Source organism: Neorhizobium sp. DAR64860/K0K1 (assembly GCF_050500205.1).
GTDB lineage: Bacteria > Pseudomonadota > Alphaproteobacteria > Rhizobiales > Rhizobiaceae > Neorhizobium > Neorhizobium soli.
Window position 1 is genome coordinate 502,306 of the sequence record NZ_CP191459.1, and the last position, 21,875, is coordinate 524,180.

The following is a 21,875-nucleotide window of genomic DNA, read 5'->3' on the forward strand; positions in this document are numbered from 1 at the left end:
GAGCGAGGCGAAGGTGAGACCTCGCCTCCGCAGTTGTTACTTCTGCGCACCCACCATGGATGACACCACGGCGGCGGCGATCTTCAGGCGCTGGCGCACGACCGAGCGGCCGAGGATTGCCATGCTGTCGAACAGCGGCAGCGAGCGCTGCGAGCCGGACATGGCGATGAACAACGGCGGGGTGACGACGCGCAGCTTCTTTTCGAGCTTGTCGGCAACGGCGCGCAGTTCGGCATCGATCGCCTCGACGTTCCATTCGATCATCTTCTCGATGTCGGCCTGGACCATGGTGATGATCGCGAGCGTGTCTTCCGGCGAGGTCTTCAGACCCGCGAACGAGGCCGGTGTCAGGTTGACGTCGGCGGCGAGCAGGAAACCGGCGAGGTTGGGCAGGTCGCCGAGCTTGGAAACGCGGCTCTGCGAGTGCTTCAGGCCCTCGATCAGGCGCTGATTTTCCATCGCCCATTCCAGCGTGCGCGACACGAACTCATCCGGCGACAGCTTTTCGCGCAGCCAACGGCCGTTCACCCAGTCCAGCTTCTGCAGGTCAAAGATGGCGCCGGCCTTGGACAGAGCTTCCGGATCGAAGCTGCTGATCATCTCATCCATGGTCAGAAGCTCTTCGCCTTCTGCGATCTGCACGAAGAACAGACCGAGGAAGTTCATCAGGGCTTCCGGCAGGTAGCCGAGCGCCGAGTAATAGCTGATCGAGGTCGGGTTCTTGCGCTTCGACAGTTTCGACTTGTCGGCATTTCTCATGAGGGAGAGATGCATGAAGACCGGCGCTTCCCAGCCGAAATAGCGATAGAGAAGAATGTGCTTGGGCACCGATGCCAGCCACTCTTCGCCGCGAGCGACGTGGGTGATCTTCATCAGATGGTCGTCGATGACGTTGGCCATGTGATAGGTCGGCATGCCGTCGCCCTTGATCAGGACCTGCATGTCGACCGAATCCCACGGGATCGAGACATCGCCATAGACGCCGTCGGTAAAATCGCACGAGCCTTCGGTCGGGATCTTCATGCGCACGACCGACTGTTCGCCGGCCGCCATCTTTTCGGTGACTTCCTCGGCCGAGTATTTCAGGCAGAGACCGTCATACTTCGGCGGCTTGCCGGCGGCGCGCTGGCCTTCGCGCATCTGCTCCAGACGCTCCGGCGTGCAGAAGCAGCGGAAGGCGTGGCCCTTGTCGAGCAGATCCTGCGCGTGCGGCCAGTACATGTCCTTGCGGTCGGACTGGCGATAGGGGCCGTAGGGGCCGCCGATATCAGGTCCTTCCGCCCAGGTAAGCCCGGTCCATTTCAGCGCGTCCAGCACCTTCTGCTCGTATTCGAGCGTCGAGCGGGTCGCGTCGGTATCTTCGATGCGCAGGATGAATTCGCCGCCGTGCTTTTTCGCGAAGAGGTAGTTGAAGAGGGCGATGTAAGCGGTGCCGACATGGGGCTCGCCGGTGGGCGATGGAGCGATGCGGACGCGAGGGGTCGGATTGATCATGGATGCTGCTCTTTCCACGGCGCGCATGGCTGCGCAAAGCCTGTGCCTTTGAATAGGGATTGGCGCAGGCTTAGGCCATATTCAGGCGGGAGCGTCAAGGTTTTTGGCGAAAACGGCTGCCCCGATCCACTCGTTGAAGGGACGGGGTCAGCCTGGGTGGGTCGAGCTCGGGGAGGACTAGTTTACCGGCCAGATATAGAGGAGGGCCGGGACGCTGACGACGATGATCAGGAACGACAAGGGCAGGCCTAGCCGCGGATAATCGGAGAACTTGTAGCCGCCGGGGCCGAACACCAGTGTGTTGCACTGGTGGCCGACGGGGGTGAGGAAATCGCAGCCTGCGCCGATCGCCACCGCCATCAGGAAGGGCTCGGGGCGAAAGCCGAGATTGGTGGCAAAGCTTGCGGCGATCGGCCCCATGACGAGCACGGTTGCGGCGTTGTTGAGGAACGGCGTGACAGCCATGGCGGTGATGAGGATCAGACCGATCGCGCCCCAGGCAGGCAAGGTCGCCGCGGCTTGGCCAAGCCAGCCGGCGATCAGTTCACTGCCACCGGAGGTTCGCAAAGAATCCGAAACCGGGATGAGCGCCGCCAGCATGACGAGGATCGGGCCATCGACGGATTTGTAGAAATCGGTCAACGGAATGGCGCGGAAAACCACCATACCGAGAGCGGCCGCGAAGAAAGCGACCGGCACAGGGGCAAGCCCGACGGCCGTCGTGCCCATCGCCAGTGCCAGGATGATCAGTGGAATGAAGGCCTGCCTCCGCGTGCCGAGCAGCACTTCGCGCTGAGCGAGCGGCAAAAGCGAGAAGTCCTGCATCACCGTCGGCATGTTCTTGCGGCTGCCCTGCAACACGATCACGTCGCCCGCCATCAGGGTGATGGTGCCAAGACGCTGCTTGAGGCGTTCGCCATGCCGGCTGATTGCCAGAAGATTGACGCCCCGAGTGTAGGACAGTGCCAGTTCCTTGGCGGAAAGCCCCTTGAGCGGCGAATCCTGGGTGATGATCGCCTCGATGGAGATGACATCGGCCTGGGCCTGTCCGTTTTCCATCAGCGGCTTGCCGGAGAGCTGCAGCCTGCCGCCGGAGACCATCCGGTCGAGCGCCTTTGACGGGCCTTCGAGCAGCACGACATCGTTTTCACGCAGGATGAGGTCCGGGAACGGCGCCATGCGCGATGGACCGCGCAGGACGGCATTGGCAATCACCTCGCCATCGCCGATCTTCAACAGCTCGGCGACCGTTTTTTCAAGAACAGTCGACAGCGGGGTAATCATCACCTCGGACGTATAGTTGGTGATCTCGACTGCTTCCTCGAGGGAATCATTCTGCTTTGTGCGGCTGGGCACCAGCCAGTGGAAGAACAACAGGAAGGTAATACCGACAAACGCCAGGATCGCACCCATCGGGGTGAAGTCGAACATCGTGAAGGATTCGCCGGTCAGTTCCTGGCGGATCCGCGACACGACGATATTGGGCGAGGTGCCGATCTGCGTCATCAGGCCACCGAGCAGAGCGGCGAAAGCCATCGGCATCAGGTATTTAGACGGCGAGGCGCCGGATTTGCGGGCGAACTGGAACGCCACCGGCATCATGATGGCAAGCGCACCGATATTCTTGATGAAGGCCGACAGCACGGCGACGACGATCATCAGCAGTGCCAGCTGGGTGTGCAGCGTGTTGAGGTTGGGGAAGAACTTCTTGATCGCCATGTCGACGATGCCGGAGCGGGCAACGCCTGCCGAAACGACCAGCGCGCTGCCGACGATGATGACGATATCATCCGAGAAGCCGGAAAACGCCTGGTCGACCGGAACGATCCCCACCGTCACCGCCACGACGAGCGCACAGCAGGCGACCACATCGTAGCGGAAGCGATCCCAGATGAAGACGGCCATCATCACGGCGATGACGGAAAAGGCAAGGATCTGCTGGGTTGTCATGTGGCTCCGGGGGCGCTGGGAATGGGATGCAGCGAGAGGCGATGATCGGCGTGGTGATAAGATCGTGCCCTAGAATGCCCCAGTGCCACAAATGTTGCAAAGTCTGATGACGTTTCGCAAAAGGCGTCTATCGCCGCTCAGGGCGTGTCTGCTGGACAAACCGTGGTGAACGCATAAGTAGACAATATCAACTGCAGTTGTTTGCGCCAATTCCCCTGCGCCAAAGCCCCCCGGAGCCGTCATGACCGATATCCTTGCCATCCCCGTCAAGCTTGCCGACGGCCGGAACACGACGCTTGCCGAATACCGTGGAAAAGTCATGCTGGTGGTCAACGTCGCGTCCAAATGCGGCCTGACCACGCAGTACGAAGGGTTGGAAAAACTCTACGAGCAAAAGCGGGACAGAGGCTTTGTCATCGCAGCCTTTCCTGCCAACGACTTCATGGGGCAGGAGCCCGGTTCGGATACGGAGATCGTCGAATTCTGCCAGCTGACCTACGACGTGAAGTTTCCGATCTTCTCAAAGATTTCCGTCAAGGGCGATGCCAAGCATCCGCTCTACAAGGCGCTGACCGCAGATCCGGTGCCCACCACCGGCGACGGTCCGATGAAGGCGCGCCTGCGCGGCCGCGGCATGGACATCAAAGATGGCGAGATCGTCTGGAATTTCGAAAAGTTTCTGATCGGACGCGATGGCCGGATCAAGGCACGCTTCGCGCCTGACGTGACCGCAGACGATAACCGGCTGCTCGAAGCGCTGGACCGGGAACTGTCCGAGCGGTGATCCGCCGGGACCAGGCGTTTGGACTGAACACAAAAAGGGCGCCTCGCGGGCGCCCTTTGCGTGTCGATGTTTGTAGCAACGTCAATGCAGCGTGCCGGAGGCCTTTTTCTTGGCGCGGGCGCCCTTCGCGAACATGTTGAGGGCCTCGACGCCGGCCGAGAAGGCCATGGCGGCGTAGATATAGCCCTTCGGAACGTGCACGCCGAAGCCTTCGACGATCAAGGTGCCGCCGATCATCAGCAGGAAGGCGAGAGCCAGCATGACGATGGTCGGGTTTCTCTCGATGAAGTTGGCAAGCGGGGTTGCTGCCAGAAGCATCACGGTGACAGCGGCGACGACGGCCACGATCATGATCGGCAGATGCGGCGTCATGCCGACTGCGGTGATGATGCTGTCGATCGAGAAAACCAGGTCGAGGATCAGGATCTGCACGATGGCGGCGCTGAAGCTCATCTGCACGACTTCCTTGCCGGCGCCGACCATGTCTTCCTTGTTGTCGACCACATCCACGGAATGGTGGATTTCCTTGGTCGCCTTGTAAACGAGGAACAGACCACCGGCGATCAGGATCATGTCCTTCCAGGAGAAGGGGTGACCGAAGGCTTCAAAGACCGGATTGGTAAGCTGTACAATCCAGGCAACGGTGCCGAGCAGACCAAGACGCATGACCAGCGCCAGGCCGATACCGATCTTGCGTGCCTTTTCCCGATGCTCAGGTGGCAGCTTGTTGGTGAGGATGGAGATGAAGATCAGGTTGTCGATGCCAAGCACCACTTCCATGACCACAAGTGTAACGAGCGCTACCCAGGCCGTCGGGTCTGCTACCAGCGCTGCAATGTCCATCCATCTCTCCTGTTTTCAATCAAAGGGCGCAATTTCCCGCCGCATTTGGGGATCGACCCATTAAAAACAAGAGTAGGTTGAATATGGACCGACCAGAATCAGGCGGAATCAGCCCCATTATCGATCACGGGTTTGTTATGACAACCATAGGCCGCCATGAAAACGCGGACTGCACCTTGGATGGTCCGGTGGATTTCCTCGTCTGACGGGGCGTCTTCCATCGACCCGAACAGACGAACCTTGAAATAGCCGCCGCTGACGAGGTCGATATACTGGCCTGCGGCAAGTTCGATATCGTCGATATTCAGCCTGCCGGCCTCGACGTGGAGGGCGAGAAAGTCGCGCATCACGGTGCGCAGATTTTCGGGTCCGCGGAAAAAGCGCCGACACAGGTCCGGCATACGCTCGCGGACGCCAAGCACGGTCCGCATCGCGGTGATGATTTTCTCTTCCGTCATGTGGCTGAGGAACGAGACGCCAAAATCGTAGAGGCTCTTTTCCACGTTGCCGTTGGTCGACAGAACGGACCGAACAGTGGCGAGGAAGGCGGCGCGCTCCTGTTCCACCATGGCGACGAACAAATCTTCCTTGTTCTGGAAGTAGACGTAGATCGTTCCCTTCGAAACGCCGGCCTCGCGCGTGATGTCGTTCATGCTTGCGGCTTCGAAACCAAGCTTCATGAAAACCCGCGTCGCGCCTTCCATGATCTGGCTGCGCTTGGCTGGATCCTCGCCCGCGGCAAAACGCCCTGCAGTGCGGGGGGACGTGTCTCGCGGCGCGGATCTCTTTAACGGTTTCGGCATTATAATTCAGCATTCCGATTTTTTTCGAACCGATTGGTTCGATGTGGTCTTGATATGTGTGATCGAAGGCTTTATGTCAACGCTCCGAACTGATCGGTTCGATCGGTTTTCGCTTTTCAAAGATGGTTACGACAATGACGGCCTCCAAGAATGCCGGCGCGCTGCGCACCGTAAAAAACGAAGATGTGAATGCCGATGACACGGCGCGCGACGACGCGTCGCCGGCTGCCGAGAAACCTGCGGCACCTGTTGCAACGCCATCGCCCGAAGCCAAGGCCGACGCACCCGCAAAGAAGGGCAAGCGCGGCCTTATCCTGCCGATCATCGTGCTGGCGCTGCTCGCCGGTGGCGGCTGGTATGGATATCAGTGGTGGACGACGGGCCGGTTCATGGTGTCGACGGACGATGCCTATATCGAAGGCGATATTGCCACGATTTCCCCAAAGGTCACGGCTTTCGTTTCGAAAGTGAATGTCGCCGCCAACCAGCAGGTCAAGGCCGGCGATGTGCTGGCGACGCTCGACAATGGCGATTACCAGAACGCGCTTGATCAGGCCAATGCCGCCATCGAAACCGGCAAGCTGTCGCTGACCCGCATCGATGCACAGGTCGAAGGTGCGCAGGCAACCCTTGCCCAGGCGCAGGCCTCCAAGGTTGCACTGCAGGCAGCGGTCCGCGGTGCCGAGATCACGCTCAAGCGCCAGACCGAGCTTGCGGCCAAGTCGGTCGGCACGACCGCCGATCTCGACAGCGCCACGATTGCGCTCGATCAGGCCAAGGCCAACCTTGTCGGCGGCGATGCGTCGATCAAGTCGGCAGAAGCCAACATCACCATTCTTGAAGCGCAGCGCAAGGAAGCAGAAGGCCAGGTCCGGACGCTCGAACTGCAGCGCGACAAAGCGGCCCGCGACTTGTCCTTTACCGTTCTGAAGGCGCCCTATGACGGGATTGTCGGCAATCGCTCGGTGCAGGAAGGAGATCTCGTTTCGCCGGGACAGCGGCTGATGGCGCTGGTGCCGACGCGTCAGCTCTATATCGACGCCAATTTCAAGGAAACGCAGATCCAGCATCTGGAGATCGGCTCCAAGGTGGAAGTGCATGTGGATGCCTATAGCGAGGAGCCGATCATCGGGACGGTAGAATCGCTTGCGCCGGCTTCCGGCTCGGTATTCTCGCTGCTGCCGCCGGAAAACGCGACGGGCAACTTTACCAAGATCATACAGCGCGTTCCGGTCAGGATCGCCCTGCCGCAGGATGCGCTCGACAGCGGTCGTCTCAGGGCGGGTCTGAGCGTTGTCGTCGACGTGGACATCCGCACCGCACCCAAGAAGTAACTGGGCTTTGGCCTAACAGCCCCATCGGGGCGGAGGTGGTCCCATGGCTGGGAGCGCAACGACAAATGCAGGATCGATATCGTCTGCCGCGCCGGCATCGGCTGCGCCAAAAGTGGACGAGAAAATGCCGACCGGCCGGCTGATCGCGTTTTTTGCGATGGTGGTCGGCATGTTCATGTCGATCCTCGACATCCAGATCGTGTCTGCGTCGCTGTCTGAAATTCAGGCGGGCCTTTCGGCCGGTTCGGACGAGATCGGCTGGGTGCAGACGTCGTATCTGATCGCCGAAGTCATCATGATCCCGCTTTCTGGCACCTTGGCGCGTATCGTCTCGACGCGCTATCTGTTTGCGTTCTCGGCTGCCGGCTTTACGGCTGCGAGCGCGCTTGCGGCGACCGCATCCAATATCGACCAGATGATCGTCTACCGCGCGATCCAGGGCTTTATCGGCGGCGGTATGATTCCGTCTGTGTTTGCGGCAGCCTTCACCATTTTCCCGCCATCGAAGCGGGCGTTCGTCTCGCCGATCATCGGGCTCATCGCGACGCTTGCGCCCACGATCGGACCAACGGTCGGCGGTTATCTCTCGAACGCGTTTTCGTGGCACTGGCTGTTTCTGGTCAACATCATTCCCGGCATCTTCGTGACGATCCTGACCTGGCGGTTCATCGACTTCGACAAGCCGGAACTGTCGCTGTTCAAGAAGTTCGACTGGTGGGGTCTTGTAGCGATGGGCGTGTTCCTCGGCGGTCTCGAGTATGTGCTGGAAGAGGGCAATTCCAACGACTGGTTCAACGACCACATGATCGTCATCGGTGCCATCGCATCGGGGCTTGGCTGCCTGGTCTTCTTCTATCGCGCCTTTACCTCGGAATTTCCCGTCGTGGACCTGACGGCGTTTACGAACCGGAACTTCGCGTTCGGCTCGATCTTCTCCTTCGTGATGGGTATCGGGCTCTACGGACTCACCTATATCTACCCGGTCTATCTCAGCCGCATCCGCGGTTACGACAGCCAGATGATCGGCGAGACCATGTTCGTCTCGGGCCTTGCCATGTTCGTCACGGCGCCGATCGCAGGCAAGCTGTCGACCAAGATGGACCTGAGAGCGATGATGGTGATCGGTTTCATCAGCTTTGCCTCCGGCACCTATATCATGACCGGCATCACCGCCGATTGGGACTTCTACGAGCTTCTGATCCCGCAGATCCTGCGCGGTTTTGGCCTGATGATGTGCATGGTGCCGATCAATAATATCGCGCTTGGCACTTTGTCTCCGGCCCGCATCCGGGGGGCGTCCGGCCTGTTCAACCTGACCCGCAACCTTGGCGGCGCGGTGGGGCTTGCGATCATCAGCACGCTTTTGTCCAACCGCCAGGACGTGCATTACGAGCGGCTGCGCGAGCATCTCGACTGGGGCAACCGGATCGCTTCCGACCAGCTCGACTCGATGGCGTCCAATCTGAACACCTACGGTCTTGATGGCGCGACCGGCGCGATCCGGCAGATGGTGCAGCTGGTGACCAAGCAGGCCGTGGTGATGTCGTTCTCGGACGTTTTCCTGATCCTGACCGTGCTGTTTGCGATGATGATCCTCGGCGTTGCCGCCATCGAAAAGCCTGCACCCCAGGGCGGTGGCGGTGGCAGCGGCCACTGAGCGCGAATTTCGCGCATAAGATTTCAAAGAACCACCGCCTGCAGAGGGGTCGTCGCAAACCGCGGCGGCCCCTTTGCGATTCGTAAGGCGGAGTGTGATGAAATAAATCTGATTTACGTACCTCAAAAACTCCGTTACGAAGATCGGCGGAGGACCGCATGAAGCCAACCGTACACGATATCGCGCGTAGCGCCGGCGTCAGCCTGGCGACCGTCGACCGTGTGCTCAACGGTCGGCCTGGCGTGCGGCGCATCACCCAGGAGAAGGTCGAGGAGGCGATCGCCGTCCTCGGCTACGTGCGCGACGTGGCGGCTGCGAACCTTGCCAAGGGACGGACTTACGCCTTCACCTTCGTGCTGCCTGAGAACGACAACTCGTTCATGATCGGCTTGCGCGAAGAGGTGGAGCAGGCGGTCGGTCGCTCCGGTGCCGAGCGAACCCGTATCCGCGTCGTCGACGTGCCGCCTTTCGACGGGCAGGCCTTGTCTAACATGCTGGACGGCGTGCTTGCCGACAGGCCTGACGGCGTTGCGTTCGTGGCGGTGGAAAGCAGCGACGTGCAGGCCGCGGTCGCAAGGCTGCGGGAGGCGGGCATCGCCGTCGTGACGCTGGTGTCGGACCTGCCGGGCTCGCAGCGGCACCATTTCGCCGGGATCGACAACCACGCGGCCGGGCGCACCGCTGCCAATCTCCTCGGGCGGTTTCTCAGCGGTCGCGACGGGCGGGTGGCGATGGTTGCCGGATCGATGCTGGTGCGCGATCACCGCGAGCGGCTGGAAGGGTTTCTGTCCGTGCTATCGGAGGATTTTCCGCGGCTTGCGATCCTTCCCGTGATCGAGGCCCGCGACGATCCTGCTATTGCCGAGGAATTGGTGACGGGCCTGTTCCGTCGCTATCCGGATGTGATCGGACTCTACAGCCTCGGCGCCGGCAATCGCGGCATCCTGAAGGCTGTGCGCAGCCTGCCGGAAGCACGCAGACCTGTGATCATCGCGCATGAGCTGACGCGATCGACGCGGGCAGCGCTTGCCGACGGTGTCGTCGATGCGGTGCTGAACCAGGATGCGGGCCATGAAGTGCGCAGCGCCATAAGGGTGCTAAAGGCGAAGGCGGACGGGCTTCCCGTGATCGCCGCGCAGGAGCGCATTCGTATCGACATATTCTTGAAGGATAACCTGCCCTGACGGGCAAATCGCGCTCCGGAACGTGTTAAGCGGCTCGGACACGACGCGTGGCGAAACAAAGATCTGCCGAAACGCGGCAGCAACAGGAGAAGGCAAGCATGTATCTCGGTCTCGATCTGGGCACTTCCGGCGTCAAGGCGATGCTGATCGACGGCGATCAGACGATCATCGGCTCGGGGAACGGGACGCTCGACGTATCGCGCCCGCATTCCGGTTGGTCGGAACAGGAGCCGGCTCACTGGATCCGCGCCTGCGAAGAGGCGATCGACGGGCTGAAGGCGAAGTTTCCCAAGGAGCTTGCCGCAGTAAAGGGCATCGGCCTTTCCGGCCAGATGCATGGTGCGACCTTGCTCGATGCCGACGACAAGGTGCTGCGGCCCTGCATTTTGTGGAACGACACACGCTCGTTTAAGGAGGCGGCAGCGCTCGATGCGGATCCGCGTTTCAGGGCCATCACCGGCAATATCGTATTTCCGGGCTTTACGGCGCCGAAGCTTGCCTGGGTGAAGAACAACGAGCCCGAGATCTTTGCCAAGGTCGCCAAGGTTCTGTTGCCGAAGGATTACCTGCGGCTATGGCTGACCGGTGAGCACATTTCGGAAATGTCCGATTCGGCCGGCACGTCCTGGCTCGATACGGGGGCCCGAAAGTGGTCCTCCGAACTCTTGGCAGCGACCGATCTTACCGAGGATCAGATGCCGTCGCTGGTCGAGGGCACCGAGGAAGCCGGTCGCCTGCGGGGCGAGCTGAAGTCGAAATGGGGGATTGCCGGCGATGTGGTCGTGGCCGGCGGTGCCGGCGACAATGCGGCATCGGCCTGCGGCATGGGGACGGTCGCCGAGGGAAATGCGTTCGTCTCGCTGGGAACATCCGGCGTGCTGTTTGCCGCCAACGCCTCCTATCTGCCGAAGCCGGAAAGTGCCGTACATGCGTTCTGCCACGCGCTGCCGAAGACCTGGCACCAGATGGGCGTCATCCTGTCAGCCACGGATGCCCTGAACTGGCATTCGAAAGTGTCCGGCAAAGCCGCTGCCGATCTGGTGGCCGAGCTTGGCGATGGCCTCAAGGCCCCGACCGGCGTCACCTTCTTGCCCTACCTTTCCGGCGAGCGCACGCCGCATAACGATGCCGTCATCCGCGGCGCCTTTCTCGGGCTCGAACATGAGAGCAGCCGTGCGGTGCTGACCCAGGCGGTGCTCGAAGGCGTGACCTTTGCGATCCGCGACAATCTCGAAGCGCTGAAATCGGCGGGAACCTCGATTTCCCGCGTGACCGCGATCGGCGGCGGTTCGCGCTCGCGCTACTGGCTGTCGTCGATTGCGACCTCGCTTGGCGTTCCCGTGGATATTCCGGCCGACGGCGATTTCGGTGCGGCGTTTGGCGCGGCCCGGCTCGGACTGATCGCGGCAACCGGTGCCGATCCGGTTGCCGTTTGCTCCGCTCCCAAAACGGAAGCGGTGATCGAGCCGGAGGCTGGGCTTCACGATGCCTATGAGGCTGCATACCAGCGCTACCGGGCTGCCTATCCAGCAATTCGCGGCTTGCTGAACTAACCGGCAAAGGGGAGGAGACATCTCCTCCCCCAAGTCGGGCAACTCGAACCACGCTTTACCGGCTACAGTGAGGTACGTACCTCACCTTGACGCACTTACCAGAACCAAGTTTCTACCAAGGAGGAAACCACCATGAGCACAGGCTTTTTCGGCGATATCACCAAGATCAAGTACGAAGGTCCTGACAGCACCAATCCGCTGGCATTCCGGCACTACAACCCGGATGAAATGGTCGGCGGGAAGCGGATGGAAGACCATCTGCGCTTTGCCGTTGCCTATTGGCACACGTTCACCTGGCCGGGCGGCGATCCCTTCGGTGGTCAGACATTCGAGCGTCCGTGGTTCGACGACAGCATGCAGGCAGCCAAGCTGAAGGCGGATGTCGCGTTCGAATTCTTCGATCTGCTCGGGTCGCCTTACTACTGCTTCCACGATGCGGATGTGCGTCCTGAAGGCGCAAACTTTGCGGAAAACACGAAGAACCTCAACGAGATCGTCGACTACTTCGAAAAGAAGCAGGCCGACACCGGCGTCAAGCTTCTGTGGGGCACGGCGAACCTGTTTTCGCATCGCCGCTATATGTCCGGCGCTGCCACCAATCCCGATCCTGATGTGTTTGCCTTTTCGGCGGCGACCGTCAAAACCTGCCTCGACGCCACCAAGCGTCTCGGTGGTGCGAACTATGTCCTGTGGGGCGGCCGCGAAGGTTACGAGACGATCCTCAACACCGATTTCACCCGCGAACTCGACCAGATGGGCCGCTTCCTCAACCTCGTCGTCGAATACAAGTACAAGATCGGCTTTGAAGGCACGATCCTGATCGAGCCGAAGCCGCAGGAGCCGACCAAGCACCAGTACGACTACGACGTTTCCACCGTCTATGCCTTCCTGCAGAAACACGGGCTAGACAAGGAAGTGAAGGTCAATATCGAGCAGGGCCACGCGGTTCTTGCCGGCCATTCCTTCGAGCACGAAATCGCCATGGCGAACACGTTCGGCATTTTCGGCTCGATCGACATGAACCGCAACGACTACCAGTCGGGCTGGGATACGGACCAGTTCCCGAACAACGTGCCGGAAATGGCGCTGGCCTACTATCACGTGCTCGCCGGCGGCGGGTTCAAGAACGGCGGCACCAACTTCGACTCCAAGCTGCGCCGCCAGTCGCTCGATCCGGCAGATCTGCTGATCGGTCATATCGGCGGTATGGATTGCTGCGCCCGTGGCCTGAAGGCTGCGGCGAAGATGATCGATGACGGCGCACTGAAGACGCCGCTCGATGCGCGCTACGAAAAGTGGGACAGCCCGGAGGCGCAGAAGATGTTGCGCGGCGAGTACAAGCTCGACGAAATCGCTGCTCGCGTGGAGAAGGAAGGGATCAATCCCGAGCCGAAGTCCGGACGCCAGGAATATCTCGAAAACGTGATAAACCGCTACGTCTGAGACAAGCAGCCTCGTCCCCCTGTGACAAAGGCGTGAACGGCCCCGGAATGGCGAGAAATCGCGCAACATTTCGGGGCTGGAAACGTTTGATGCTGTGCTTATGTTACGGCTTGGCGAACGGGATTATCCTGCGACCCTTTCAAACGTGAGTTCTGCCGGGGCCTTGGTCGCGAAAGCGGCCGGCAAAGGCCTCCAACGACACGAAGGAGAATGACATGAAGTGGACTGCACCTAAGTTTGTTGAAGTAAGCTGCGGCATGGAAATCAACCGTTACGCACCTGCAGACGGCAGCGAGCCGGTTCTGTTTTAATTATGAAGAGCACGGGACCCATGACCGGTCTCCGGTTTCTGGTGCTCGGCTCTGCAGCCGGCGGCGGATTACCGCAGTGGAACTGCAATTGTTCCAACTGCGCCGCCGCCCGCGATCCGTCTTCGGGACTTCAGCCGCAGACGCAGTCGTCGCTCGCCGTCAGTATTGACGGAGAGACCTGGGCGATCTTCAACGCCTCGCCGGATATTCGCCAGCAAATCCAGCAGACGCCGCATCTTCATCCGAAAGCCCTCCGCCACAGCCCGATCCAAAGCGTCGTCATCACCAATGCCGATGTGGATCATATCGGCGGTCTCCTGACGATCCGCGAGAAGCAGGCGTTTTCACTGTTTTCGACGGCCGCGATCGGCTCCGTTCTCGATGCGAGCCCGGTCTTCCGAGTCCTGGATCCTGATTTCGTGGCGCGCAAGACGATCCGTCTCGACGAGGATTTTTCACCGCTCGATGGGCTTGAGGCGCGCATTTTCGCGGTGCCCGGCAAGGTCGCCCTGTTTCTTGAGGATGGCGAGCCGGAGCTTGGTCTCGAAGGCGAGCAGACAATCGGCGTCGAATTCGTGGCGAACGGCAAACGGGCCTACTATATTCCGGGCTGTGCGACGCTTCCGGACTGGCTTTGCGAGCGCATAAGCGGCGCCGACCTCGTGTTCTTCGACGGCACCGTGTTTACCGACGACGAGATGATCCGCGTCGGCACCGGCATCAAAACCGGGCAGCGCATGGGGCATATGCCGATTACTGGCGACGACGCCGGGGGCGGCGGTAGCCTGGAAGCGCTGTCGAAACTTGGCATAGGTCGCATGGTCTATGTCCATATCAACAATACGAACCCGATCTGGCGCCAAGGCCCGGAGCGGGACGCTGTTACCGAAGCCGGCTTCGAAGTCGGCCATGACGGCATGGAGATCGAACTTGCCTGAAGCACAGAATGTTGCCCTGAACAGAACCGATTTTGAAGCCCGGCTGCGCGCCATCGGTGCTGCGCGCTATCACGACAAGCATCCGTTTCACGGCATGCTGCATGGTGGCGGATGCTCGATGACGCAGGTGCGCGCCTGGGTGATCAACCGGTTCTATTATCAGAGCCGTATTCCGCTGAAGGATGCCGCCTTTATGTCGCGCTGCGAGGATATCTCGATCCGGCGCGCGTGGCGCAAGCGTATCGAGGACCATGACGGCGGGCGGGAAGAGGGCGGCGGTATCCGGCGCTGGCTGAAGCTTGCCGAGGCGGTCGGGCTTGATCCGGATTACGTCGAATCAACCCGGGGCGTTCTGCCGGGCACGCGGTTTGCCTGCGATGCCTATGTGCGTTTCGTGCGTGACATGCCGATGCTCGATGCGGTTGCCGCGTCGCTGACCGAGCTTTTCGCGCCCACCATTCACAAGAACCGCATTGCAGGACTGCTCGAGCACTACGCTTTCGCCAATGAAGACGCGCTCTCTTATTTCCGCAAGCGGCTCGATGAGGCGCCGGTCGATGTCGCCTTCGGGCTCAACTACGTTCTCGACCATGCGGACACGTTGGAAAAGCAGGATGCGGCCGCGGCTGCGCTGACCTTCAAGACGGACGTTTTGTGGGCGCAGCTTGATGCGTTGCAGAGCGCTTATGTATCGCCGGCACTTCTGCCGCCGGGTGGATGGGACGGCAAGGAGGGCGTGATTGGCGCTCTCGATCAGCCGGCTCTGAGAGAACCTGCGCGGGGAGCGGCGGAATGAGCGAACCTTCCGCAGTCACCGTGACCGCGCAGACGGTCGCCAAACTTGCCCGCGGCGTGCGGCTTCGGGAGGACCCGGTGCGCGGCCAGACGGTGCTGCTTGCGCCGGAACGGGCGCTGGCGCTCGACGAGATCGCTGTGATGATCGTCAACGCGCTCGACGGCGAGCGTGATCTCGATGCGATCGCGCAGGAGTTCTCCGTGAAATTCGAAGCGCCCAAGGAGCAGATCCTGGTCGACGTGATTGCCTTCGTCGACGAGTTTTCCAAGCGGCGCATGCTGGAGTTGAAATCGTGAACGAGCATGTCAGCATTGCGCGGACAAGTGCCAAGACCACCGACAGAACGAGCGAATGGACCGACCGGGACGGCGTGACGGGTCGTATCCGCATCCCGGCACCGATCGCTATGCTTGCGGAGCTGACGCATCGCTGTCCGCTGGCCTGCCCCTATTGCTCCAATCCGCTGGAGCTCGAAGGCATCAGCACCGAGCTTTCCACGCAGGAATGGATCCGGGTGTTTCAGGAAGCAGCAGCGCTTGGCGTTCTGCATCTCCATCTCTCGGGCGGCGAACCGGCATCGCGGCGCGATCTGGTGGAGCTGACGGCGGCTGCCGCCAAGGCCGGGCTCTATACCAACCTGATCACGTCCGGCATCGGCCTCAATGAGAAGCGCATCGCCGAGCTGTCCGCAGCCGGGCTCGACCATCTGCAGCTCTCGATCCAGGGCGCGACGCCTGTTCTGGCCGACAAGGTGGGTGGTTACAAAGGCGGTTACGATCGCAAGATCGCGGTGGCCGAGTGGACGCATGCGGCCGGCATTCCGCTGACCGTCAACGCCGTTTGCCACAAGCAGAACATGGACGAGCTGGGCGCCATGCTGGATCTTGCCGTCGAACTCGGTGCCCGCCGCATCGAGATCGCCACCGTGCAGTTTCACGGCTGGGCCGAGAAGAACCGCAAAGCGCTGATGCCGACCAAGGAACAGGTGCTGCACGCCAACGCTTTCGTTGAGGAAGCGCGCAAGCGGCTGGAAGGCATTATCGTGATCGATTACGTGCCGGCCGACCACCATTCGACCTTTCCGAAGGCCTGCATGGGCGGCTGGGGACGCACGGGCCTGAATGTTACGCCATCGGGCAAGGTCCTGCCCTGCCATGCGGCCGAAAGCATTCCGTCGCTCAACTTCGAGACCGTGCGCGACATGTCGCTGACCGACATCTGGTATGACAGCCAGGCGTTCAACGCCTATAGGGGCGACAGCTGGATGCCGGATCTTTGCCGGTCCTGCGATCGCAAGGGCGTGGATTTTGGCGGTTGCCGTTGCCAGGCGATGGCGTTGGCCGGCGACGCCGCGACCACCGACCCGGTCTGCATCCTGTCGCCGATGCGCCATCTTCTGGTCGAGCAGGCAGAGATCGACAGCCGCGCCGAGCCGCCTGAATTCGTCTATCGCGGCCGCTAACGCCACTTCCGGTGGTGTCGCGAATGTGAACGAAGCTCATGAGCTGAAACTGCTTTACGTACCTCAAATTCTTCGATAGCCTGAAATTCAGGGAGGAATTTCAGTGCATCACACCACTTGCGAGGAGGCAGGTGTTGTGGGCGTGCCGCGTTGCGGCTGCTTCACGACGCTTCTGATTTTGAGGCCGGTGCATGGTTGATGCGTCCGGGCATACGGCTGCGCCTCTGCTCGATGCGCGCGGCCTTTCAAAGACGTTCGGCATTGTCGAAGTCCTCAAGGATATCGCGCTCACCGTTCACGCCGGAGAGGTCCACGCGATCATCGGCGAGAACGGCGCCGGCAAATCCACCTTGATGAAGATTCTTGCCGGCAACCATCAGCCGACCCACGGCGAACTCGCGATCGACGGACAGGTCGTCAGCTTTTCGGGGCCGGTTGATGCGGAAAAGCATGGCATCGTGCTGGTGCACCAGGAAATCCTTCTCGCACCGGATCTGACGGTGGCGCAGAACATCTATCTCGGACGCGAGGTTCGAAAGGGCATCGCGCTGGACGACCGTGCGATGAACACGGGCGCCGCAGAGGCGATCCGCGATCTGGGCGCCGATATCGATCCCGAGACCATCGTCTCGCGGCTTTCGATCGCGCAGCGCCAGCTGGTGCAGATCGCGCGGGTCCTGCTGGTGCCGCATCGCATCGTCATCTTCGACGAACCGACGGCGTCGCTGACGCCGCACGAAACCGAAGCGCTGTTGAAGGTCATCACCGATATCCGCGCCAAGGGCGTCGGCGTGCTCTACATCTCGCACCGGCTGCCGGAGGTAAAGGAGATCGCCGACCGCGTGACGGTGCTGCGCGACGGGCGGCTGGTCGCTTCGCACCCGACAAGCGAGCTGGAACCGGCCGACATGGCGCGGCTGATGGTGGGTCGCGACGTGGCAAAGCTCTATCCGGACCGGCAGGCGGCCATCGCGCCCGAAACGGTGCTCGAGGTTCAAGGTTTCGACGTGCCGGGCTATGCGCGCGATGCCGGGTTTACCCTGCACAAGGGTGAGATCCTCGGTTTTGCCGGGCTGATCGGCGCCGGTCGCACGGAGCTCATGGAAGGGCTGGTCGGACTTCGACCGGCCAAGGGCAAGGTGACGCTGCGGGGGCGGCCGGTTCAGTTTACCGACGTGCATTCGAGCCTCAAGGCGGGCGTCGCCTATCTTTCCGAAGACCGCAAGGGCAAGGGCCTGCTTCTCACCAAGGACCTCACCGTCAATCTGACGCTCGCCTCGCTTGGCAAGTTCATCCGCGGCCTGCAGATCGATCGCAAGCGGGAAGCACAGGCGCTCGACAAGGCGATCGAGGATTTCGACATCCGGACCGGCACGAAGACGATCCTTGCGGGCCAGCTTTCTGGCGGCAACCAGCAGAAGCTGCTGCTTGCCAAGATGATGCTGCTCGATCCGCAGGTCGTCATCATCGACGAGCCGACGCGCGGCATCGATATCGGCAACAAGGAACAGATCTACAAATTCATCGCCGCTCTGGCTGCGGAAGGGCGCTCGATCATCGTCGTCTCTTCCGAAATGCCGGAGCTGATCGGCATCTGCGACCGCATTCTGGTGATGCGCGGCGGCCGGATCGTCGGCGAAGTTCACGGAGACCACATGACGGAAAACGAGATCGTCCAGCTTGCAACCGGTGTCAATGTCGGCGCGGGGGAGGCGGCATGAGTGCGGTCGTAACCGAGACGAAGGCGCCGAAGACTTCGCGCGACTGGGACATGGCGGCCGTCGCGCCGTTTGTTGCGCTGGCGCTGCTTCTGGTGCTCGGCTATTTTGCCAACCCGAATTTCGTGTCGCTGGCCAACCTCACCAACGTCATCACCCGCAGCGCCTTTATCGCCGTGATCGCGCTTGGGGCGACCTATGTGATCTCGGCGGGGGGACTGGATCTGTCGGTCGGGGCGATGGTGGCGTTTGTCGCCAGCCTGATGATCCTGTTCATGAACTCAGGCGTAGTTGCCGATCCGATGCTGATGCTGATGGCCGGCATGGCGGTGGCGCTGGTTCTGGGGGCGGCCTGCGGGCTGGCGAACGGACTGATCACGACGCTCGGGCGGATCGAGCCGTTTATCGCGACGCTCGGCACGATGGGGATCTATCGCGGCCTGACGACCTGGCTTTCCCAGGGCGGCGCGATCACGCTCAAGGACCGGCAGTTGCAGCAGCTTTACCGGCCGGTCTATTTCGGCGATGTGTTCGGCGTGCCGATCCCGATCATCGTGATCTTCGTGACGGCGGCGCTCGCGGCCTTCGTGCTCTACCGCACCCGGTATGGCCGTCATGTGATCGCCGTCGGATCGAACGAGGAAGTGGCGCGCTATTCGGGCATTTCGGTCAACAAGGTGCGCACCATCGCCTATGTGGTGCAGGGGCTCTGCGTGGCTGTTGCTGTCATGATCTACGTGCCGCGGCTGGGATCGACGTCTGCGACGACAGGCATCCTGTGGGAGTTGCAGGCGATCACGGCCGTGGTCGTCGGCGGGACGGCACTTCGGGGCGGGGTGGGTCGCATCTGGGGCACGATCTGCGGCGCCTTCATTCTGGAAATCGTCGGCAACATCATGATCCTGTCGAACTTCGTGTCGGAATATCTGATCGGGGCGATCCAGGGCGCGATCATCATCATTGCCATGCTGGTGCAGAGGTCGCTGATGCGAAAGTAAGAGGTTGTTACGGGACCCCCTCCGGCCTGCCGGCCATCTCCTCCACAAGGGGGGAGAAGACTTGCCGCAATCGCCTGCCTCGATCGAGTGTTGGCGTTAGCTGCCGGGTTAAGCCCGCCCCCTTGTGGGCAGGGCGGGGAGGGGTTTCGGGTCGCTGAGACCAATGGTTTGGCCGGGCCTCTGGGGCGGGTCCGGTTTCGGGAGGATGACCCCTTAAACTCTGGGAGAGAGAACATGCATAGAAGAACATTCGGTCTCGGCGTTGCAGGTCTTGCAGCGTCGGTTGCCGCCGCACCAAGCCTCGGGCTTGCACAGGAGGCGAAGAAGGTCACGATCGGCGTGTCCATTCCGGCGGCCGACCATGGCTGGACGGCTGGCGTGGTGTTCCATGCCGAACGCGTCGCGAAACTTCTGATGGCCGAGCACAAGGGCCTCAATGTCATCGTGAAGACCTCGGCGGATCCGGCGAGCCAGGCAAACGCGGTGCAGGATCTGGCGGTGCAGGGCATCGATGCGCTCGTCATCCTGCCGAGCGATCCGGATCAGCTGGTCACCGCGATCCAGCAGGTGAAGGACGACGGCAAGTTCGTGGCGCTGGTCGACCGTGCACCATCGGTCAACGACAACACGATCCGCAATCTCTACGTGGCCGGCAATAACCCGGCGCTTGGCGAAGTGGCTGGAAAGTACATCGCCGAGAAGACGCCGGAAGCGCAGGTCGTCGTGATCCGCGGCCTGCCGATCCCGATCGACCAGCAGCGCCAGGACGGTTTCGACAAGGGGATCGCCGGTTCCAAGGTGAAGGTGCTGGAGCGTCAATACGGTAACTGGAGCCGCGACGACGCCTTCAAGGTGATGCAGGATTTTCTGACCAAGCATCAGAAGATCGATGTAGTCTGGTGCCAGGACGACGACATGGCCGTCGGTGTGCTGGAAGCGATCGAGCAGGCCAAGCGCACCGACATTCAGTATGTCGTTGGTGGTGCCGGCTCCAAGGACATGATCAAGCGCGTCATGGACGGCGACAAGATGATGCCGGTCGACGTGCTCTATCCGCCGGCGATGGTGGCAACCGCCATGCAGCTGACGGCGGCCAACTTCTACGATCAGGTCCCGGTCAGCGGCAACTATATCCTCGACGCCACGCTGGTGACGAAGGAGAATGCGCAGAACTTCTACTTCGCCGACTCGCCGTTCTGAGATCACCAAGGCGAGAGGGGGCGTTTGTCGCAAGACGCCCTCTTTCCTCGCGTCATCCCTGTGCTCGTGACAGGGATTCAAGCCAGCCCAAGTCGCTGGGCTGAAGAAAATTGCTCTGACCCGACGGAAATCGGGTCACTGGATTCCTGTGACAAGCACAGGAATGCCGGAGAGTTTGCGGAACGCACCGAGCCCGACATCGAGGGCGGCATATCGGAAAGGAAACACCATGAAGACGATCAAGGGTCCGGGCATTTTTCTCGGTCAGTTTGCCGGAGACAAGGCGCCGTTTGACAGCTGGGACGGCATCACCAAATGGGCGGCCGACAAGGGTTATCTCGGTGTGCAGGTGCCGACCTGGGCTGGCCAGCTGATCGACCTCAGACAAGCTGCCTCGTCGAAGGATTACTGCGACGAGTTCGCCGGTGTCGCCCGCCAGAACGGTGTCGAAGTGACCGAATTGTCCACCCATCTGCAGGGCCAGCTGGTCGCCGTGCATCCGGCCTACGATGACGCCTTCGACGGCTTCGCGGCGCCGGAAGTGCGCGGCAATCCGAAGGCACGTCAGGAATGGGCGGTCGAGCAGGTGAAGATGGCGATCACAGCCTCGAAGCATCTCGGCATCACGGCGCATGCCACCTTTTCCGGCGCGCTCGCCTGGCCCTACATCTATCCCTGGCCGCAGCGCCCGGCCGGTCTGGTCGAGACCGCCTTCGACGAGCTTGCCCGCCGCTGGACGCCGATCCTCGACCATGCGGACGAAAACGGCGTCGACGTCTGCTACGAAATCCACCCCGGCGAGGACCTGCATGACGGCGTCACGTTCGAGATGTTCCTGGAGCGGGTAAAGAACCATCCGCGCGCCAACATGCTCTACGACCCCTCGCATTACGTGCTGCAATGCCTGGATTATCTCGACAACATCGACATCTACAAAGACCGGATCAAGATGTTCCACGTCAAGGACGCGGAGTTCAATCCGACCGGGCGGCAGGGCGTCTATGGCGGCTTCCAGAGCTGGGTGAACCGGGCCGGACGGTTCCGTTCGCCGGGCGATGGCCAGGTGGATTTCGGGGCGATCTTTTCGAAGATGGCGGCCAACGATTTCGACGGCTGGGCCGTGGTCGAATGGGAATGCGCACTGAAACACCCCGAAGACGGTGCCCGCGAAGGCGCGGAATTCGTCAAGCATCACATCATCCGGGTGACGGAACATGCATTCGACGATTTCGCCGCCGGCGGCACGGACGAGGCGGCCAACAGGCGGATGCTGGGGCTTTCATAGAAACCCCTCCCCACAAGGGGAGGGCTTAACCTGCCGCACCCTTCGGTCATGACCCGAGACGGTGCGGAGGGGTCTCTCCCCCTTGTGGGGGAGATGGCCTGCAGGCCAGAGGGGACTTTCCC

General features: G+C 61.4%; 19 protein-coding genes. 15 read left to right on the forward strand and 4 right to left on the reverse strand.

The features are described from left to right. Positions 1-36 precede the first annotated feature (36 nt). Both gltX and ACQY1J_RS06995 read right to left on the reverse strand, forming a co-directional pair. On the reverse strand, positions 37-1,494 hold the full coding sequence (gltX, locus tag ACQY1J_RS06990) for a glutamate--tRNA ligase (protein WP_062582070.1): 1,458 nt from the start codon (positions 1,492-1,494) through the stop codon (positions 37-39). A 177-nt stretch (positions 1,495-1,671) separates the two neighbouring features. Then, entirely contained in the window at positions 1,672-3,444 is a 1,773-nt protein-coding gene (locus ACQY1J_RS06995) for an SLC13 family permease (RefSeq protein ID WP_062461221.1), read from the reverse strand. A gap of 241 nt (positions 3,445-3,685) precedes the next feature. On the opposite strand from ACQY1J_RS06995, the gene ACQY1J_RS07000 reads away from it, so the two are divergent. Further along, a complete protein-coding gene (locus ACQY1J_RS07000) occupies positions 3,686-4,228 on the forward strand; it encodes a glutathione peroxidase (protein WP_174196078.1) in 543 nt (180 codons plus the stop codon). Between the two features lie 81 nt (positions 4,229-4,309). On the opposite strand, the gene ACQY1J_RS07005 is transcribed toward ACQY1J_RS07000, so the two are convergent. Both ACQY1J_RS07005 and ACQY1J_RS07010 read right to left on the reverse strand, forming a co-directional pair. Next, entirely contained in the window at positions 4,310-5,071 is a 762-nt protein-coding gene (locus tag ACQY1J_RS07005) for a TerC family protein (protein WP_062461215.1), read from the reverse strand. Positions 5,072-5,169: 98 nt separating this feature from the next. After that, positions 5,170-5,874, reverse strand: coding sequence for a TetR/AcrR family transcriptional regulator (locus ACQY1J_RS07010; protein ID WP_062461212.1), 705 nt, complete (start codon positions 5,872-5,874; stop codon positions 5,170-5,172). A 134-nt stretch (positions 5,875-6,008) separates the two neighbouring features. Between ACQY1J_RS07010 and ACQY1J_RS07015 the strand changes: the two genes are divergently transcribed. From ACQY1J_RS07015 to ACQY1J_RS07080, 14 genes are all read left to right on the forward strand, one after another. Continuing rightward, positions 6,009-7,208 carry an HlyD family secretion protein gene (locus tag ACQY1J_RS07015; RefSeq protein ID WP_062582076.1) on the forward strand — a complete coding sequence of 400 codons (1,200 nt, stop codon included), beginning with the start codon at positions 6,009-6,011 and terminating at the stop codon, positions 7,206-7,208. Between the two features lie 43 nt (positions 7,209-7,251). Next, complete coding sequence (locus ACQY1J_RS07020; protein WP_430251052.1) at positions 7,252-8,865, forward strand: DHA2 family efflux MFS transporter permease subunit; 1,614 nt, start codon at positions 7,252-7,254, stop codon at positions 8,863-8,865. A 158-nt stretch (positions 8,866-9,023) separates the two neighbouring features. Beyond that, the gene (locus tag ACQY1J_RS07025; RefSeq protein ID WP_184654439.1) at positions 9,024-10,049 is read left to right on the forward strand and encodes a LacI family DNA-binding transcriptional regulator; all 1,026 of its coding nucleotides are present in this window, start codon (positions 9,024-9,026) and stop codon (positions 10,047-10,049) included. A gap of 98 nt (positions 10,050-10,147) precedes the next feature. Then, positions 10,148-11,602: a xylulokinase gene (gene xylB, locus ACQY1J_RS07030; RefSeq protein ID WP_430251878.1), complete on the forward strand. Its 1,455-nt coding sequence runs from the start codon at positions 10,148-10,150 to the stop codon at positions 11,600-11,602. A 132-nt stretch (positions 11,603-11,734) separates the two neighbouring features. Beyond that, positions 11,735-13,045, forward strand: coding sequence for a xylose isomerase (gene xylA / locus ACQY1J_RS07035; protein ID WP_113111907.1), 1,311 nt, complete (start codon positions 11,735-11,737; stop codon positions 13,043-13,045). Positions 13,046-13,260: 215 nt separating this feature from the next. Beyond that, positions 13,261-13,356, forward strand: coding sequence for a pyrroloquinoline quinone precursor peptide PqqA (pqqA, locus tag ACQY1J_RS07040; protein ID WP_062461193.1), 96 nt, complete (start codon positions 13,261-13,263; stop codon positions 13,354-13,356). Positions 13,357-13,376: 20 nt separating this feature from the next. Next, positions 13,377-14,294, forward strand: coding sequence for a pyrroloquinoline quinone biosynthesis protein PqqB (gene pqqB, locus ACQY1J_RS07045; RefSeq protein ID WP_430251053.1), 918 nt, complete (start codon positions 13,377-13,379; stop codon positions 14,292-14,294). Next, positions 14,266-15,090 carry a pyrroloquinoline-quinone synthase PqqC gene (pqqC, locus tag ACQY1J_RS07050; protein ID WP_430251054.1) on the forward strand — a complete coding sequence of 275 codons (825 nt, stop codon included), beginning with the start codon at positions 14,266-14,268 and terminating at the stop codon, positions 15,088-15,090. The genes pqqB and pqqC overlap by 29 nt, the downstream gene beginning before the upstream one ends. Beyond that, positions 15,087-15,386: a pyrroloquinoline quinone biosynthesis peptide chaperone PqqD gene (gene pqqD / locus ACQY1J_RS07055; protein WP_430251055.1), complete on the forward strand. Its 300-nt coding sequence runs from the start codon at positions 15,087-15,089 to the stop codon at positions 15,384-15,386. Before pqqC ends, pqqD begins: the two co-directional genes overlap by 4 nt. A gap of 74 nt (positions 15,387-15,460) precedes the next feature. Further along, positions 15,461-16,552 carry a pyrroloquinoline quinone biosynthesis protein PqqE gene (pqqE, locus tag ACQY1J_RS07060; RefSeq protein WP_325263582.1) on the forward strand — a complete coding sequence of 364 codons (1,092 nt, stop codon included), beginning with the start codon at positions 15,461-15,463 and terminating at the stop codon, positions 16,550-16,552. A gap of 191 nt (positions 16,553-16,743) precedes the next feature. Beyond that, positions 16,744-18,273, forward strand: a complete 1,530-nt coding sequence (locus ACQY1J_RS07065; protein ID WP_430251056.1) for a sugar ABC transporter ATP-binding protein — start codon at positions 16,744-16,746, stop codon at positions 18,271-18,273. After that, positions 18,270-19,268, forward strand: coding sequence for an ABC transporter permease (locus ACQY1J_RS07070; RefSeq protein WP_430251057.1), 999 nt, complete (start codon positions 18,270-18,272; stop codon positions 19,266-19,268). Before ACQY1J_RS07065 ends, ACQY1J_RS07070 begins: the two co-directional genes overlap by 4 nt. A 234-nt stretch (positions 19,269-19,502) precedes the next feature. After that, a complete protein-coding gene (locus ACQY1J_RS07075; protein ID WP_062582095.1) occupies positions 19,503-20,468 on the forward strand; it encodes a substrate-binding domain-containing protein in 966 nt (321 codons plus the stop codon). Between the two features lie 229 nt (positions 20,469-20,697). Continuing rightward, positions 20,698-21,753: a sugar phosphate isomerase/epimerase family protein gene (locus ACQY1J_RS07080; RefSeq protein ID WP_062461174.1), complete on the forward strand. Its 1,056-nt coding sequence runs from the start codon at positions 20,698-20,700 to the stop codon at positions 21,751-21,753. The last annotated feature ends 122 nt before the right edge of the window (positions 21,754-21,875 follow it).

Excerpts from the sequence above, each read along its gene's own strand:
- pqqC (WP_430251054.1), top strand. The coding sequence starts at position 14,266 with ATGACGGCATGGAGATCGAACTTGCCTGAAGCACAGAATGTTGCCCTG.
- pqqB (WP_430251053.1), top strand. The coding sequence starts at position 13,377 with ATGACCGGTCTCCGGTTTCTGGTGCTCGGCTCTGCAGCCGGCGGCGGA.
- ACQY1J_RS07015 (WP_062582076.1), top strand. The coding sequence starts at position 6,009 with ATGACGGCCTCCAAGAATGCCGGCGCGCTGCGCACCGTAAAAAACGAA.
- pqqA (WP_062461193.1), top strand. The coding sequence starts at position 13,261 with ATGAAGTGGACTGCACCTAAGTTTGTTGAAGTAAGCTGCGGCATGGAA.
- pqqD (WP_430251055.1), top strand. The coding sequence starts at position 15,087 with ATGAGCGAACCTTCCGCAGTCACCGTGACCGCGCAGACGGTCGCCAAA.
- ACQY1J_RS07005 (WP_062461215.1), bottom strand. The coding sequence starts at position 5,071 with ATGGACATTGCAGCGCTGGTAGCAGACCCGACGGCCTGGGTAGCGCTC.
- ACQY1J_RS07070 (WP_430251057.1), top strand. The coding sequence starts at position 18,270 with ATGAGTGCGGTCGTAACCGAGACGAAGGCGCCGAAGACTTCGCGCGAC.
- ACQY1J_RS07080 (WP_062461174.1), top strand. The coding sequence starts at position 20,698 with ATGAAGACGATCAAGGGTCCGGGCATTTTTCTCGGTCAGTTTGCCGGA.
- xylA (WP_113111907.1), top strand. The coding sequence starts at position 11,735 with ATGAGCACAGGCTTTTTCGGCGATATCACCAAGATCAAGTACGAAGGT.
- ACQY1J_RS07075 (WP_062582095.1), top strand. The coding sequence starts at position 19,503 with ATGCATAGAAGAACATTCGGTCTCGGCGTTGCAGGTCTTGCAGCGTCG.
- ACQY1J_RS07000 (WP_174196078.1), top strand. The coding sequence starts at position 3,686 with ATGACCGATATCCTTGCCATCCCCGTCAAGCTTGCCGACGGCCGGAAC.
- gltX (WP_062582070.1), bottom strand. The coding sequence starts at position 1,494 with ATGATCAATCCGACCCCTCGCGTCCGCATCGCTCCATCGCCCACCGGC.
- xylB (WP_430251878.1), top strand. The coding sequence starts at position 10,148 with ATGTATCTCGGTCTCGATCTGGGCACTTCCGGCGTCAAGGCGATGCTG.
- ACQY1J_RS07010 (WP_062461212.1), bottom strand. The coding sequence starts at position 5,874 with ATGCCGAAACCGTTAAAGAGATCCGCGCCGCGAGACACGTCCCCCCGC.
- ACQY1J_RS07020 (WP_430251052.1), top strand. The coding sequence starts at position 7,252 with ATGGCTGGGAGCGCAACGACAAATGCAGGATCGATATCGTCTGCCGCG.
- ACQY1J_RS07025 (WP_184654439.1), top strand. The coding sequence starts at position 9,024 with ATGAAGCCAACCGTACACGATATCGCGCGTAGCGCCGGCGTCAGCCTG.
- ACQY1J_RS07065 (WP_430251056.1), top strand. The coding sequence starts at position 16,744 with ATGGTTGATGCGTCCGGGCATACGGCTGCGCCTCTGCTCGATGCGCGC.
- ACQY1J_RS06995 (WP_062461221.1), bottom strand. The coding sequence starts at position 3,444 with ATGACAACCCAGCAGATCCTTGCCTTTTCCGTCATCGCCGTGATGATG.